At 41.9% G+C, this 16,158-nt stretch carries 14 protein-coding genes, 2 tRNA genes and 1 other annotated feature; of the genes, 7 read left to right on the forward strand and 9 right to left on the reverse strand.

Annotated elements, in window-relative coordinates:
• The first annotated feature begins 45 nt into the window (after window positions 1–45).
• From ACFSMW_RS06810 to ACFSMW_RS06820, 3 genes are read left to right on the forward strand one after another with little or no spacing between them, the layout of a single operon-like run.
• Complete coding sequence (locus ACFSMW_RS06810) at window positions 46–507, forward strand: ImmA/IrrE family metallo-endopeptidase (RefSeq protein WP_390354226.1); 462 nt, start codon at window positions 46–48, stop codon at window positions 505–507.
• Entirely contained in the window at window positions 485–646 is a 162-nt protein-coding gene (locus ACFSMW_RS06815) for a hypothetical protein (RefSeq protein ID WP_390354227.1), read from the forward strand. The genes ACFSMW_RS06810 and ACFSMW_RS06815 overlap by 23 nt, the downstream gene beginning before the upstream one ends.
• Window positions 646–1,803, forward strand: coding sequence for a site-specific integrase (locus ACFSMW_RS06820; RefSeq protein ID WP_390354229.1), 1,158 nt, complete (start codon window positions 646–648; stop codon window positions 1,801–1,803). The genes ACFSMW_RS06815 and ACFSMW_RS06820 overlap by 1 nt, the downstream gene beginning before the upstream one ends.
• 94 nt (window positions 1,804–1,897) lie before the next feature.
• On the opposite strand, the gene ACFSMW_RS06825 is transcribed toward ACFSMW_RS06820, so the two are convergent.
• A tRNA-Arg gene (locus ACFSMW_RS06825) sits at window positions 1,898–1,970 on the reverse strand.
• 141 nt (window positions 1,971–2,111) lie between these two features.
• Here ACFSMW_RS06825 and ACFSMW_RS06830 point away from each other — a divergent pair.
• Window positions 2,112–2,759, forward strand: coding sequence for a deoxynucleoside kinase (locus tag ACFSMW_RS06830; RefSeq protein ID WP_390354230.1), 648 nt, complete (start codon window positions 2,112–2,114; stop codon window positions 2,757–2,759).
• Window positions 2,760–2,788: 29 nt separating this feature from the next.
• A complete protein-coding gene (locus tag ACFSMW_RS06835) occupies window positions 2,789–3,472 on the forward strand; it encodes a deoxynucleoside kinase (protein ID WP_390354232.1) in 684 nt (227 codons plus the stop codon).
• Between the two features lie 41 nt (window positions 3,473–3,513).
• On the opposite strand, the gene ACFSMW_RS06840 is transcribed toward ACFSMW_RS06835, so the two are convergent.
• Together ACFSMW_RS06840 and proC are read right to left on the reverse strand one after the other, a co-directional pair.
• Window positions 3,514–3,822, reverse strand: coding sequence for a TIGR04104 family putative zinc finger protein (locus tag ACFSMW_RS06840; protein ID WP_390354234.1), 309 nt, complete (start codon window positions 3,820–3,822; stop codon window positions 3,514–3,516).
• Window positions 3,822–4,637: a pyrroline-5-carboxylate reductase gene (gene proC / locus ACFSMW_RS06845; protein ID WP_390354235.1), complete on the reverse strand. Its 816-nt coding sequence runs from the start codon at window positions 4,635–4,637 to the stop codon at window positions 3,822–3,824. Before proC ends, ACFSMW_RS06840 begins: the two co-directional genes overlap by 1 nt.
• 164 nt (window positions 4,638–4,801) lie before the next feature.
• Here proC and ACFSMW_RS06850 point away from each other — a divergent pair, with 164 nt between their 5' ends.
• Window positions 4,802–5,548 (forward strand): GTP pyrophosphokinase, encoded by a 747-nt coding sequence (locus ACFSMW_RS06850; RefSeq protein ID WP_390354236.1) that lies wholly within the window; start codon window positions 4,802–4,804, stop codon window positions 5,546–5,548.
• Window positions 5,549–5,703: 155 nt separating this feature from the next.
• Here ACFSMW_RS06850 and ACFSMW_RS06855 read toward each other — a convergent pair.
• The 4 genes from ACFSMW_RS06855 to guaB all read right to left on the reverse strand — a co-directional run bounded on the left by ACFSMW_RS06855 (window position 5,704) and on the right by guaB (window position 11,117).
• Window positions 5,704–5,796, reverse strand: a tRNA-Ser gene (locus tag ACFSMW_RS06855).
• A 308-nt stretch (window positions 5,797–6,104) separates the two neighbouring features.
• Window positions 6,105–7,379 (reverse strand): serine--tRNA ligase, encoded by a 1,275-nt coding sequence (serS, locus tag ACFSMW_RS06860; RefSeq protein WP_390354238.1) that lies wholly within the window; start codon window positions 7,377–7,379, stop codon window positions 6,105–6,107.
• Window positions 7,380–7,493: 114 nt separating this feature from the next.
• Window positions 7,494–7,719: a binding site (T-box leader), on the reverse strand.
• Window positions 7,720–7,803: 84 nt separating this feature from the next.
• Window positions 7,804–9,141: a serine hydrolase gene (locus ACFSMW_RS06865; RefSeq protein ID WP_390354240.1), complete on the reverse strand. Its 1,338-nt coding sequence runs from the start codon at window positions 9,139–9,141 to the stop codon at window positions 7,804–7,806.
• Between the two features lie 503 nt (window positions 9,142–9,644).
• The gene (guaB, locus tag ACFSMW_RS06870; protein WP_390354242.1) at window positions 9,645–11,117 is read right to left on the reverse strand and encodes an IMP dehydrogenase; all 1,473 of its coding nucleotides are present in this window, start codon (window positions 11,115–11,117) and stop codon (window positions 9,645–9,647) included.
• Between the two features lie 235 nt (window positions 11,118–11,352).
• On the opposite strand from guaB, the gene ACFSMW_RS06875 reads away from it, so the two are divergent.
• A complete protein-coding gene (locus ACFSMW_RS06875; protein ID WP_390354243.1) occupies window positions 11,353–12,315 on the forward strand; it encodes a YaaC family protein in 963 nt (320 codons plus the stop codon).
• Here the strand turns inward: ACFSMW_RS06875 and ACFSMW_RS06880 are convergent.
• A complete protein-coding gene (locus tag ACFSMW_RS06880; RefSeq protein WP_390354245.1) occupies window positions 12,305–13,420 on the reverse strand; it encodes an HD-GYP domain-containing protein in 1,116 nt (371 codons plus the stop codon). The genes ACFSMW_RS06875 and ACFSMW_RS06880 overlap by 11 nt on opposite strands.
• 188 nt (window positions 13,421–13,608) lie before the next feature.
• On the reverse strand, window positions 13,609–16,107 hold the full coding sequence (gyrA, locus tag ACFSMW_RS06885; protein WP_390354246.1) for a DNA gyrase subunit A: 2,499 nt from the start codon (window positions 16,105–16,107) through the stop codon (window positions 13,609–13,611).
• Between the last annotated feature and the right edge of the window lie 51 nt (window positions 16,108–16,158).

Below are 16,158 nucleotides of genomic sequence, written 5' to 3' on the forward strand. Positions count from 1 at the left end.
TTATACAATTAAAAAGAACATATATTCTGTTTAGGTGGTGATGTTGTGCATTATACACATTTAGAAGATTACATTTGCGATTTGTACAAGTCATTGTCCATTGATAAACCTGAACAATTATCCATACCAGAAATCGCAAAAAAGTTAAAAATTGAAGTGTTCTATCGCAAGGCCGCAATACGATTAGATGACAGTATTACTCTCGTACGATCAACAAAACAAAAAGAGTGGCAAGAATTTGGACACGAACTAGCCCATCACCTTAGGCACTGCGGTCAACAATTGAATATGCATCCTTTATTCCGACAGTTACAAGAATATCAGGCAACGTATTTCGCTTATCATTTCTGTGTACCAACTTTCATGTTGCAACAATTAATTGGGATAAGTGTTAAACAAATTATGAATTTATTCAATGTTGAATATGAATTCGCTGTCAGACGGCTAGAAATCTATCAAAATAATAAACTAGGAGGACTAATTTATGGACAAGCATCAGCCTATTAATTTAATCGAAGTGAAAAAGACAAAACAGGTTCCGGTATTCTCTAAAATCAAAATGATCGATGGAAAGGTGGTGGGGCTATTAGAGGGATACAAGGAATTGCCAGTTGAACTATTACCAGCGGAAGGAGAAGTCAACTAATGCAAGGATCAGTAAAAAAGCGCGGGAATATGTGGTCGTTTGTCATCGACATCGGTCGAGATCCCGTCACGAAAAAACGGAAAAGAAAGCGTGTTTCTGGATTTACCAGCGAAAAAAAGGCAAGAAAAGCCATGATAGACATGATTGCCGATTTGAATAAAGGGACGTATGTAGAACCGACTACCTTGAAGCTTGCGGACTATCTTGAGGATTGGCTTGAATTCAAGGAAAAACGGGTAGCACACGCTACATACTTGCATTATGAGGGGTATATCAATAATCATGTCAAACCGGCGCTGGGCAATACTAAGGTTGCTGATTTAACCACACGACAAGTGGAACAATTTTATGATTCTCTATTGGAAAACAAAACTTTGTCAGCCCGATCCATACACCATATACATCGAATACTGTCAAATGCCATAGGACGAGGGGCAAGGATTGGTGAAATTCCTCGAGACATTATGAAAGCTGTATCACCTGTAAAGGTGCCTAAAAATGAAATGAAATATTGGAACATGGACAGTGTTAATAAATTCTTAAAAGCAACCATACAAGAATTTCATTACATTACCTGGTATCTAGCATTGTTCACCGGGATGCGGCAAGGTGAGATATTAGGGTTGAAATGGGATTGTGTGGATATGGATAACAAAGTGATTTATGTACGCCGTGCATTGAAACGAGAAAAGGGAAAATATGAAATATCCGAATTAAAAAACGACCCAAGTTATCGCTCTATATCCATATCGGATAGTGACATATTCGCTTTAAAAACACATCAGAAAAAACAAGGTAAGATAAAGCTAAAAATGGGCAATGATTATGCGGATCAGAATTTAGTTATCGCAGGAAGTACAGGTTCTTTTGTTACACCTAACAATTTAGGGCGGGCATATCGGCGCTGTCTCGGGAATGTGGAAGTGGAAAAGATTCGTTTTCATGATCTTCGGCATACCCATGCATCTATGCTATTTGCCTTGAAAGAACATCCCAAGGTCGTGCAAGAAAGATTAGGTCACTCTTCTATTCAAGTAACAATGGATAAATACTCACACATGGTACCGAATATGCAAGAAGCAGCAGCTGCAAGTTTGGAATCTGCATTCAAAAAAGAACAAGAAAAACAAGAACAAGATTTCGCTTTAACAGACTAAAGGACACCAATTTGGCACCACTTCTGTTAAATGCACAAAACACCCAAGGAATGAAATAACTCCCAAACCCTTGATGTGACTACATTTGTTATAGCGCCCCCGGCAGGATTCGAACCTGCGGCACACGGTTTAGGAAACCGATGCTCTATCCCCTGAGCTACGGGGGCATTATATATAAGTGCAACAATCCTATTATACAATATATGGCATAAATCTCAAGCATTTTCATTTTTCGGCAATGGTACTATTGTCCCCAATATGATAAAATAATGATTGACTAGTTAAGGACAGGAAATGGAGGAAGACTCATGGCTGAGGTACCTTTCATTGCTATTGAGGGACCAATCGGAGTTGGAAAAACCTCACTTGCGAAAAAGCTGTCCGCCCGGCTGCAATTTCATTTGCTGAAAGAAATCGTCGAAGAGAATCCTTTTCTTGGGAAATTTTACGACGATATTGCCGAGTGGAGTTTCCAAACCGAAATGTTTTTCTTATGCAATCGATTCAAACAACTGGAAGATATCGATAAAAAATATTTAAAGCAGCAAAAACCGGTAATTGCTGATTATCATATATCCAAAAATATGATTTTTGCTTCGCGGACACTGCCTGAAGATAAATTGGAGAAATACCGGCAGATCTATGCTATTTTGACAGAAGATATGCCGCTGCCTAATATGTTGATTTATCTGCATGCCAGTTTGGATACACTTCTGGAACGCATCGCCTGCCGCGGGCGTGACATTGAACAAAATATCCAGCCCTCCTATCTGATGCAGCTTGCAGCTGATTATGCAACGTTTATGGATGAATTCGAAAAAATGCATCCAGAAATACCAGTGATTCGTATTGATGGCGACCATTGCGATTTCGTCCAGCATCAGGATGATCTGGAGCAGATCTTCAATCAGGTCATCGCCCATCTAAACAAACCAGCTGCGACGTTCGAGTCCTAATAACATATATTTAAAGGGGAATTAATCCAATGAATCTCAGGGAAAAATACAATATTCCGCATGATAGCATCATCACCATCGCAGGAACTGTTGGTGTAGGGAAATCGACGATGACCCAAAGTCTTGCAAATGCATTGAAATTCAAAACTTCTTTTGAAAAAGTAGCTGCCAATCCATACCTGGAAAACTTCTATGCAGATTTTGAACGCTGGAGCTTCCATTTGCAAATTTATTTTCTAGCCGAGCGCTTCAAAGAGCAAAAGAAGATATTCGAGTATGGCGGGGGCTTTGTCCAGGACCGCTCCATCTATGAAGACACTGGTATTTTTGCCAGGATGCATTTTGAAAATGGCACCATGTCACCGGTTGATTATGAAACCTATAAGAATCTGTTTGACGCCATGGTGATGACACCTTATTTCCCGCATCCCGATCTGCTGATTTACCTGGAAGGCAGCCTGGATGAAGTCATCAGCCGCATCCAAACGCGCGGCAGAGAGATGGAAAAGGCCACGCCGCTTTCCTATTGGGAAGAGATGTACCGGCGCTATGAGGAATGGATTGATAATTTCAACGCCTGTCCCGTTCTCAGACTCAACATAGCTGATTATGATTTAATGAATGAAAAAAATTCCATCGAACCGATCCTTGATAAAATCGGTACGGCTATCCAGCATTCCCGGCGCTGGACTTCAAGGCAATTGATTAAATGAAGGAAAAAACGAGAACACTGTCAGATGTTCTCGTTTTTTATTTACCAGTACGGCTGTTGTTTGGTATATAGCTTCATAAAACATGGTCTGATAAAGGTGAACAACACAAAATAAATGATCACTATAGGAAGGACCCACGCAATAGGAATATCAAAAAAGCTGTTTGCTAAAATGAATAACAATACAAGGATCAATGAATATATTCCGCCTTGCTTCTGGTTGCCCTCATAATTCTCTTTCCTGCAAAAAGGGCATATTTTCGTCAGCCGAAAAGATTGTTTAAATGCCTGCCAATAGGTCCATTCACGATGACAATGGCTGCATGTCGGCATGTATTCGCCCCCTGACATCAGTTTTGCTTGCCCAGCTCTATCGAGCGTTTCCTGGCATTTTCAACACAGGCCATCACTGTTTCATAGAAATGATTTTCTGAGAGTGTTTTAATGCCGGCTTCTGTCGTTCCTTTTTTGCTGGTGATTTTCTCCCGAAGCATATCGGCACTTTCCCCTGTTTTTTGCAGCATCTCCCCGGCACCAAGAACCGTCTGAACAATCAGCTGTTTGGCAACCTTTTCTGGCAATCCTGCTCGAACAGCCGCTTTTTCCATTGCTTCAACCAAATAATAAATATAGGCTGGACCACTCCCAGAAACAGCTGTGACCGCATGCATATCTGCTTCAGCAACAATTTCTGCAGTTCCAATCGTTTCAAATAACTTTTTAGCCCTTTGCATATCCGCCGTCAGGGCAAATTCTCCCGCGGCAAGTGCTGTAGCTGACATACCGATGGATGCAGAAGTATTTGGCATAGCACGGACAACAGCTACCTTCTTATCGAGCAGTGTACTAATAAAGTCTGTCGAAATCCCTGCTACAACGGAAATAATGAGCTGGTTTGGCTTAACAAATGGTTTGATGCCCATAATCGCTTGCTTGATATCATATGGTTTGGTTGCAAGTACAACAATGGCAGCATCTTGCATGATATTGTCTTTACTTTGTCCAGTTTGCACATGGTAGGTTCCTTTTAAATATGCAAGCCGATCTTCGTTTTCCTTATTTGTTACCAAAATTTGTTCATTGCTGCACACACCCATTTCCAAAATCCCGGATATGATTGCCTCAGCCATCGATCCCGCACCAATAAATGCGATTTTGTCAGCCATTCGCCACCCTCATTTCAATCAAAATAATTGTATTCTAGCATAAATTTTCAAATCAGAATTGTCAAATATAAAAACAGTATATCATATTTTCATTTGGTGTCTGTAAGGCTTTCTAATATAATGTATGTAATACAATATGCTTTTATCAGAAATGAGGCATTCAAATGAAAGAACAACGATTAAAACATATGAAGCAAGCCCGCAATGATTTGACACGCTTTATGATGACATATAAATTCGGGTTGGATGAAATGAATACAAAGCTAATGATTTTAAAAGAGGAATTTCAGCATTTTCACGATTATAATCCAATTGAACATATCAAATCACGGATTAAATCCCCAGAGAGCATTTTAAAAAAATTGACCCGGAAAAACTTACCTGTCACTCTTGATGCTATCAAAGAAAATATTCAAGACATCGTCGGTTTCCGTATTGTCTGTTCCTTCACCTCGGATATTTACCGGCTGAGCGAGATGATCCAACAACAAAAGGATGTAACGCTTGTAACCTGTAAGGATTATATCAAACATCCAAAGCCGAATGGTTATCAAAGCCTGCACCTGATTCTTACAGTACCGGTTTTCATGTCAGATAGAGAAGAACAGGTTCATGTAGAACTGCAGATCCGGACAGTGGCAATGGATTTTTGGGCAAGCTTGGAGCATAAGATCTACTATAAATATAATAAAAATATACCTGAAAACCTGATTGAAGAATTGAGAGATACGGCTGCCGTCGCCAATAATCTGGATGAACGTATGGAAAAACTTCATCGTGAAGTCCAGCATATCAAGGAACTGCAAGTAGAAGCAGAGGATGATTTGAATTTGTTGCAAATCAACAACGAACGATTCCATTTGCCGATGAATATGCTGAACTCCTTCATGGGCAGGGAAGAGGACGAATGAATCTATCAAACTGCCACTTTTCTCCTGTGCCCAGGCACATTGTACATGGTCGGATGAAAACGGCAGATTTTTGCCTTTTCACAAAAAACAACGCCGCTGACAGATAGACAGCGGCGTTGTTTTTATCTCCAAATTTTATGCGCTTTTCATTTGAATGGAGGAGGTAGAGGGATTCGAACCCCCGCGGGCTTTGACACCCCTGTCGGTTTTCAAGACCGATCCCTTCAGCCAGACTTGGGTATACCTCCGTTTACAGCAACATCAATAAATATACCTTAATTTAAAAACAATGTCAAGCGAAAAACAGGTAAAAAATCGAAGACACTGCTCCCTAAAATCATGGAGAAATTTTTGCCAAAAGTTTTCAAAAGGAAGGATAAAACCTTGTTAAAGAAAGGAGGGATTCTTGATAGGAACCCCTCTCCAACTTGGATTTTCTACTGTAAAGTATTTATAGCAAATAGCTAAAACATTCCATGCAACATTTTTATTTATTCTATCATTCGCATAGCAATTGGCGTAATCTTCCCTGCTATGTTCTAAATAAACGTCCGGCTTATTTCATGACTTCAACACCGCCCATATATCCACGAAGCACGTCAGGTACAATCACAGACCCATCTTCCTGCTGGTAGTTCTCAAGTATAGCCGCAACAGTACGTCCTAACGCAAGCCCTGAACCATTCAACGTATGCACGAATTCCGGCTTGGCATTTGTTTCCCGCCGGAAACGGATACCGGCACGTCTAGCCTGGAAATCTTCAAAATTGGAACAAGAAGAAATTTCACGGTATGCGCGCTGTGCAGGAATCCAAACTTCAATATCGTATTTTTTAGCGGCTGTAAAACCTAAGTCACCCGTACACATACTCATGACACGATAAGGCAATTTCAAAAGTTGCAACACCTTTTCAGCATGGCCTGTCAGTTCTTCCAATGTGGCATAAGAATCCTCCGGTTTCACGAAGTGTACAAGCTCTACTTTGTTGAATTGGTGCTGACGGATCAATCCACGCGTATCCCTGCCGGCGGAACCAGCTTCTGACCGGAAGCAGGCACTGAATGCTGCGTATTTTTTAGGTAACTCTTCTGATTTTAAGATTTCATCACGATGATAATTTGTCACTGGCACCTCAGCCGTCGGAATGAGAAAATAATCCCAGTCAGCCAATTTGAACGCATCTTCTTCAAATTTCGGCAACTGCCCAGTACCAGTCATACTTGTACGATTGACAATATAAGGAGGAAGCATTTCAACATAACCATGTTCATCGGCATGCAGATCCATCATAAAATTGAGCAACGCACGCTCCAGTCTTGCTCCTAATCCTTTGTAATAGACAAACCGGCTGCCCGTAGCTTTTGCTGCTCTCTCAAAATCGAGCACATCCAAATTTGTTGCAATGTCCCAATGTGCCTGTGCCTCAAAATCAAATGCAGGAAGCTGCCCCCATTTGCGGATCTCCACGTTGTCGTCTTCATCCTCGCCTACTGGCACACTTTCATGTGGTATATTCGGAATGGACAACAGTATATGATCCAACTGTTCTTCAATCCCTTTCAATTCCTTATCCAATTCAGCAATCTGGTCACCGACTTCGCGCATTTCTTTAATGACCGGATCGGCATCTTTTCCAGCTTTTTTCAGCTGAGGTATTTGCTTGGAAGCCTCATTCCGTTTAGCCTTCAATGCTTCTGTTTCATTGATTAGTTCACGCCGTTTGACATCCAGTTCACCAAACCGGTTCAGCTCAGATAAATCCTCCCCGCGGTGCTGTAATTTTTGTTGCACTTCCTCAAAATGATTACGCAAATATTTCATATCCAGCATGCCATATGCCCTCCTAATGGTATATTGATTATTATTAAAGCTGTTTTCGCATATTGCTTCTGCATCGCAGATCATATACAGAATACAGCCATCATAAAAAACTCCCATCCCTAAAATAGGGACGAGAGTTTGTATTCCCGCGTTGCCACCCTGATTGAAGATATGATATCTTCCGGCTCCATGCAAGTCAACGGTTTGCGGCCGGGTTTTGTTCACTGGCGCATGCCATTTTCCAAAACCAGCTCAAGGATGGATTCAATGTCATTCTTTATCGGTTTCCACCACCCACCGACTCTCTTTAAAAGAGATGACAAATACTATTTCCTATCGTCACTTTTCACTTAATTATGCTCTATCCTAAACATCATTTTACCATAATGCAAGCAAAATCACTACATCAAGATGAGCCCGCGCATTTAAATGGTCAGCTAAACCAACCTTTCACCATGTCTACTGCGGAGGAGAACAGGTTAGTGAAAAAGTCGCCAAGCGCACCAAGTGCCAGCATAAACCAATTACTTTTGTCCACGCTTTTCGTAGCCACTAAATCGATTTGACTGCCTGTTTTGCCATTAATATAACCAAGGTCTTTGCCTTTATACACGATTTCAGCAGTTCCGAGCTTCTCGCCTTTTTTCACCGGAGCAACCAATTGGCCATCCTCATTCAGTTTGCTTTTATCAATATGATATGTGATTTTGTATTTCTTTTCTTCCCCTTTTTTCAATAACACTTTAAAGTCGTTGTTGGTTGCAATATCGACAGTATCTTCCTTACCCTTCACTACTGGAAGAGTCTTCTTGCCCTTCAACTGATAACCTGTAGGAAACAGATTTTTCTGTCCAAATTGGCTGTAGCCATAATCCAGCAATTTCGCTGTTTCCTTAAAACGTGTATCTTCACTGTTGGTTTTCATCACGACAGAAATCAATCGATGACCATCACGTTCTGCAGTTGCAGTGAAACAATAGCCTGCCAGATCTGTATGGCCAGTTTTCAAACCATCTACACCTTCGTAATAATATTGGTCAAAATTAACTGTATGATGCGGCAGCATCCAGTTCCAGTTTGTTATCGTCTGCTTATCAAATTTCGCCTTTGGCATGCTGGAATATTCCAGCGCTTCAGGGAAATCGTTCACTAAGTGGTATGCAAGCAATGCAGCAGATCTCGCAGACAGCATATCCACACCGTCAGGATCTGTCCCTTTAGGGTAATTTTTACCCAATGACTCATTATCAAGTCCAGAAGAATTGACGAATTTGTAATCAGGCAGTTTCATTTCTTTTGCCTTTTTGTTCATCATCTTGACAAAATTGCCTTCAGATCCGGCCACCAATTCTGCCAATGCGATGGTTGTCCCATTATCGGAGTTGATCGCCATCGCTTTATACAGTTCTTTTACTGTATAATTTTTATCTTGGGTAAGTCCGACTCCTGAAAAGGTCGCATTTCCCGAGATACTATACGCATAATCACTGATTTGTGTGGTTGTATCCCAGCTGATATCGCCTTTTTTAATTGCTTCCAACACGATGTATTCAGTCATCATTTTAGTCATGCTGGCAGGAGGAAGTGCTTGATCTGCATTCTTTTCATACAGAATTTTACCGGAATCAGCATCAACGAGAATTGCTGATTTGGCTTTTAAATTTACTGTTGATGCAGCATCAGCAGGTTTTGGGGATGCGGCAATAAAAGAAACGAACAAGGCGAAAATCATCGTCATGATCGATATTTTTCCAATGTATTTGTGTTTCAACTTTCTCTACTCCTCTTTTGGTTATTTCTTATCTTGTTGTCTTTATTGTTAAATCTGGCTTTCCCAATGGAAACCCAAAAGAATTTTCAAACTCCTACAAAATACCATTCCATAAAATAGAAAGCTATGTTTATATCTATTCGGATGAAGCGAAGATTTTAAGTCATTTATTTTACAAAAAGATTAACCTGTCATATTTTTTTCACACTGCTTCGCCGCTCTCTCTATTTTGGGCAGCTTTCCACCGTGGAAGCATTTTTCATTCTTACTTGCTTCTCCCACGATTTTATCAAGGATAAATTCACCTCTGTTATTCTACCATAAAAGCCTATTAAAAAATAGCCGGTATCTTTTCGTAAATATTACTTGGATAAGAGATTGTCTATCGTGATGTGGAAAGTTATATGGCCTTGAAAGATAGCAAGAAATCAACTGGAGTTTTCAAGAAAGATGGTGAAATCCGTCATTGCCTATTTGAAAGGGCAATGACAGATTATGACAATTTAATGAACAGAATAATTCGGAGCTTCTTTTGTAATCTGTACATCATGTGGATGGCTTTCTCGTAAGCCTGCATTGGTGATGCGGACAAACTGACTGTCATTCCGCAATTGATCTAAACTGTTAGCACCGCAGTACCCCATGCCTGAACGAAGCCCGCCGACAAGCTGGTGCAATGTGTCTGCAAGTGGCCCCTTATAAGCGACACGTCCCTCAATACCTTCAGGAACAAGTTTTTTCGTTTCTGTTTCATCCTGGAAATAACGATCTTTGGAACCTGCTTGCATCGCAGCAAGTGAACCCATGCCACGATAAACTTTATATCTTCTGCCTTGATAGATTTCCGTTTCGCCCGGGCTTTCGGTAACACCGGCAAACATGCTCCCAAGCATCACAGCATGGCCACCTGCTGCCAAAGCTTTCACGACATCTCCTGAAAATTTGATGCCGCCATCCGCAATAATTGCTTTGCCATGTTTTTCTGCTTCCGTCGCACAGTCATGGATGGCAGTGATTTGTGGTACGCCGACACCTGCCACCACTCTCGTTGTACAGATGGATCCAGGCCCGATGCCAACTTTAACGATGGTTGCTCCGGCTTCTATCAATGCTTTTGTCGCTTCAGCAGTTGCTACGTTACCGGCAATGATATCCAAATCAGGGAACGCACTGCGAACCTCGCGAAGCTGACGCAGCACCCCTTTGGAATGGCCGTGAGCAGTATCGATCACGATAACATCCACACCAGCCTTGACAAGCTTGTCCACCCGCGTCATTGTGTCTGCGGTGACGCCTACAGCCGCTCCCGCCAGCAGCCGTCCTTGTGTATCTTTGGAGGAGTTTGGAAACTCGATAACTTTCTCAATATCTTTAATGGTGATTAAACCTTTTAAAGTATTGTTTTCATCGACAATAGGGAGTTTTTCAATTTTATGCTGCTGCAGGAGTTCTTCAGCTTCCTGCAATGTAGTCCCTACGGGTGCAGTGACGAGTTGTTCGCTCGTCATCACTTCGACGATGGGGATGGAATAATCTTGGATAAAACGCAAATCCCGATTGGTAAGTATGCCAACCAGCTTTTGTTCTTCAATATTGTTGACAATTGGAACCCCTGAGATGCGAAATTTTCCCATCAAATGCTCAGCATCGTACACTTGGTGTTCAGGAGTCAGGAAGAAAGGATTCGTAATCACTCCGCTTTCTGAGCGTTTCACCTTTTCCACTTCTTCTGCCTGCTCTTCAATCGACATATTCTTGTGAATGATGCCAATGCCGCCCTGTCTCGCCATTGCGATCGCCATTCTGGAATCTGTCACTGTATCCATCCCTGCACTGATCAGTGGTACATTCAATTTCAGCTTATCCGACAATTTGGTCGAGATATCTACTTCTCTTGGCAGCACATCTGATTCAGCAGGTATCAACAGGACGTCATCGAATGTCAGACCTTCTTTTGCAAACTTATCCTCTCGCATGATGCTTCCTCCTTCTTTCAAAAGGCGACAGTTTTTGTGCCCGAAGATAGTGGCTGCCTGCCGCTTTTTGGATAATTGTCCCGATAACAGGTAATGCTAAAAAACATGTTATATATGATTCATTTTAAATTACAATACGTCATTAGCGGATGTTTTTCAATATGTGGAAGCGATTATTGACGAAATAATTACATTCGCAATTTTTCAGTAAATAGAGTTTTAAAGGTGGTTGGTGATGAAGCAGGAAGAAATCATATCATTTTATTCGTATTTACAATCTCAGAAAACAGCACAGGACTATTTAAAGCAATGTTACGAAAAAATTCCTGGTGTAGACGCAGAGAAGAAAAGTTACGAGAACGCAAACACATTCTTATATTATCTTGCACATGGCAGGCAATTTTATGAAAATGGAAAAAATCTTGATTTACTGCTACAGCCGCTTTTGTACTTTTATGGCATGGTGCATTTGCTGAAAGCATGCCTGCTGACAGAAAGGCCTGAGTATCCTGAATCGACATCCGTATTGGCTCACGGTGTTTCGGCACGTAAGCGAAAAAAGAGAAATTACATTTTTAGCGAGGATGAAGTCAGAATACAGCATAACGGGCTGCTTCCTTATTTCACCAAGCATTTATTTCACTTGAAATATCTGCCATTTGAAAAAATCGACATGTCTCGGTTGCTTCGATTGATTCCGGAAATAAGCCCTCTATTCAGCTGGCATCAGCAGCAACCCCCCCTTATATGTATTGGCAGCCAAGGGGATCCCAACTTACGTTTTCCACTGATGCTTCTTGACAGGTATCACCTTACCAAACAGGCCTTTGTGCAAAGGATAAAGGGATATGTAGCCAGAAACAGTATCCATAGCAGCTACGAGGATGTTTCCACATTGTATATGGAGGTCACTGCCCCGGTTGACGAAGCACACAGCCCATTCTTCCTGGACAGCACACAAAACATTTATTTTCCTGCTGATCGCAAGCAATGCCTGTCTCTTCCTGAAGCTGTCGTACATTACCTGCTTTTGTACAATTTAAGTATGCTCAGCAGATATGAGGCAGAATGGTGGGGGGAACTGCTCGTCACAAAATCGGATGTCGATTTTCCGCTCATATCCCAGTTTTTAAAAGTGACCGCAGATAAAATGCCGTTGTACTTGGGAAATGAATTGTATAAACGCTTCATTCATTAGCGGTCAGTTTTTGCTCAATCCAAATAGATGACCGATCCTTTAAAGAGATGATTTCTTCGTTATCAGTAACACTCACGATTGGCCTGATTGGAGCGTTTGGCTCTTTGAACATCACCTTTGCGCGCTTACCATTGGACAGCAAAACCATGGAGCCAACTGATAAATCAGGAAAGCTTTGCATCATTTTCTTCATAATGCCCGGGTCGAGTCTTGTAAATTCATCCTGCTTCATGTCCTCCATGAGTTTATAAGGGGAGCGATCAGGATAGTTGCATCTCAAATTGTAATACGTATCGCAAACAGCAATAATTTTGCTGTAAAGATGCAGCTTATCCGCTGTCAATCCAATTGGGTAACCGCTTCCATCAATACGCTCATGATGCTGCAATACAGCTAATTTACTTAAACGGTGAAGCCCTGGTACTTTTTCTATCATACGGTAGGAATACACTGGGTGTTGGCGCAATAGTGATTCCCCACCCTGTCTTCTTTTAGCGCCATAAGTAGAAAGATTCTCCGGCATTTTTGCCAGCCCTGCATCACATAACAGTCCTGCCATGCCTATCTGTTGGATATCTTTTTTGTCCAGCCCCATTTTTTTACTCAGATATGCTGACATGATGCAAATAGCAATTGGCTGGTGATTTAGCAGTCTACCTTCCGCTGACAATGTGGGCAAAGTGTTCATTATCCCTTTAAATTCATCGACTCTATCCATCAGCATATTAGCCAATTTTCGTATTTCCAGCATATTAACCGGGTTATTAGCTTGCCACGCTTCAAATAAACGACAGTAATATTCTCCAGCATATTGATAGAGCCCAGCAGCATTTAGTTTTGCTGTATCCAACTCATCTTTATCCTGTTTGTGCTGAATGGAAGCTTTTTCTTCTTTCGTGACAGCATCATTTATAAGTGGCATGAACGGTTTGCCATCAGCAAGTGTACGGTACACATCCACTTCCTCAATTAAAAACGCACGTAAAAATGCAATATGTTCCCGGTTAATTGCTATTTTTTCCTGGACAATCGGTTGTCCTGTTTTCCCTTTCACGGGCCTTAGTAACATGCAACCCGGCACCAGCTGTGAACTATGTACACGCAACCCTCATCCCCCCATATATCAGACAAACTAGTACTTAAGTACCATAATAATATAGTTTTGAATTTTTCGCAAGTTGGGATGGTGCTATATGGAGCCAATCTTATTTGTGTCGTATAAGCAGTTAAAAAACCGGGGAAATCCTTCATCGGGAAAGAAAAAAGCAGCGGTCCATTTCCGCTGCTTTTTTATCAGTCTTCTTGTTCATTATCCGAGGAATGATTGGCAGTTTCATCCACTGCTTCTATTTCCTCTTCGTCTTCTTTCTCTATTTTCGCTACGGTAGCCACTTCTTCCTCTTCCTGAAGCCTGATAAGGCGCACACCTTGTGTATTCCTCCCAGTCTGGGAAATTTCTTCGACAGGAATCCGGATCAGTACACCGGCAATGGTGATCAACATAATATCCTCTTCGCCAGTAACTGCCTTGACTGCGACAACATGGCCAGTATCCTCACTCAATTTACAAGTAAAAATACCTTTTCCTCCACGTTTTGTAATCCGGTATTGGTCCTCCGGCGTCCGCTTACCGACACCTTTATTGGTGACATGCAGGATCTGCAGTCCTGGTTTAAGGATTTCCATAGAGACAACCTCATCGTCTTCCCGAAGAGATATCCCTCTTACACCTGCAGCTGTACGTCCCATCGAACGCAGTTCCACTTCAGGAAAGCGGATTAAATAGCCTTGTTTCGTCGCGATCATAATATCTTTGTTACCGTCTGTTAATCTGACAGATATCAATTCGTCTTCATCGCGCAATCCGACAGCAATTAGTCCACCTTTGCGTATGTTGGCAAATTGCGCAAGCGTCGTCCGCTTGGAAACACCGTGTCTAGTAGTGAAGCATAGATACCAGTCATTTGAAAACTCATCAATGGAAATGACTGCGTTGATCCATTCACCGCTCTCAATTTGCAATACGTTGATGATCGGAAGTCCCTTCGCAGTTCTGCTGAATTCAGGGATTTCATATCCTTTGACCTTATACACTTTGCCCTTGTTGGTAAAGAACAATAATGTATCATGGGTGGAGGTTGATATCAGATGTTCCACAAAATCGTCCTCGTTTGTGCCCATGCCTTGTATTCCCCGGCCGCCTCTGCGCTGTGTACGGTACGTAGAGGCTGGCAGACGCTTGATATATCCCTGGTGTGTCAAAGTGACGACGATATTTTCTTCCGGTATCAAGTCTTCGTCTTCAAAAAAGTCACTGCCGCCAATGGTGATTTCCGTACGGCGTTCATCACCATATTTTTCTTTGATTTCAGTGAGTTCCTCACGTATGATTTCAAGCACTTTTTCTTCATCTGCCAAGATTGCTTTCAATTCTTCAATCAATGCCTGGAGTTCCTTGTATTCATTCTCGATTTTCTCGCGTTCCAAACCTGTTAAGCGCTGCAGACGCATGTCAAGAATTGCCTGTGCCTGTTTTTCAGACAAATTGAAGCGCTCCATTAAACCATTTCTGGCAATATCGGCTGTTTTAGAATTACGAATCAACGAAATGACCTCATCCAAATGATCCAGGGCGATACGCAAACCTTCCAAAATATGGGCCCGTGCCTCAGCTTTGCGCAGTTCGAATGCTGTACGACGCTTGATGATGATAACCTGGTGATCCAGATAATATTGCAAAGCCTCTTTGATATTCAGGACCTTCGGCTTGCCGTTTACTAAGGCCAGCATATTGACTCCGAAAGTCGTCTGCAAAGCTGTAAATTTATATAAATTATTCACGACAACATTGGCATTTGCATCGCGGCGAAGTTCCATCACGACACGCATGCCGTTCCTGTCTGATTCATCACGTAAGTCAGTAATACCTTCAATTCGTTTTTCACGTACATGTTCAGCGATCTTTTCAATCAGCTTTGCCTTGTTAACCTGGTATGGCAATTCTGTCACGATAATTTTTGACTTGCCGTTATTCTGTTCCTGAATTTCCACTTTTGCGCGGATAGTCAATGACCCTTTGCCAGTTTCATAGGCCTTGCGTATACCGCTTCTGCCCATGATTTGTCCAGCCGTTGGAAAGTCAGGACCTGGCAGATGATTTTCCATGATATCATCTATGGTGATCTCCGGATCTTTACTGACGGCCAGAACCGCATCAATTGTCTCACCCAGATTGTGGGGAGGGATATTGGTTGCCATACCGACAGCAATACCTGAAGCTCCGTTAACCAGCAGGTTTGGAAACCGCGCCGGAAACACAGCAGGCTCACGCTCTGAACCATCGTAGTTATCTTGGTAGTCGATAGTGTCCTTATTAATATCTCGCAGCAATTCCATAGAAATCTTAGACATTCTTGCTTCCGTATAACGCATTGCCGCTGCTGAGTCGCCATCTACTGAACCGAAGTTGCCGTGTCCGTCCACAAGCATATAGCGATAGCTGAAATTTTGGGCCATACGAACCATTGCCTCATATACAGCTGAATCGCCATGTGGATGGTATTTACCGATGACTTCTCCGACAATTCTCGCAGATTTCTTATATGCTTTATCAGAATGCATTCCTAAATCATTCATTGCATATAGAATCCTGCGGTGTACTGGTTTCATGCCGTCGCGTACATCCGGCAGCGCCCTCGATACGATAACACTCATTGCATAGTCAAGAAAAGACGTTCGTATTTCCTGGCTTATATTTATTTCCTGAACACTTGGACGATCTAAATCCGCCATTATTCAAAACCTCCATTACCTATCGCCCTTTCACCCCAGCGCTCAATATTG

The sequence above is a fragment of the Tigheibacillus halophilus genome (genome assembly GCF_042683165.1).
Classification (GTDB): domain Bacteria; phylum Bacillota; class Bacilli; order Bacillales; family Amphibacillaceae; genus Tigheibacillus; species Tigheibacillus halophilus.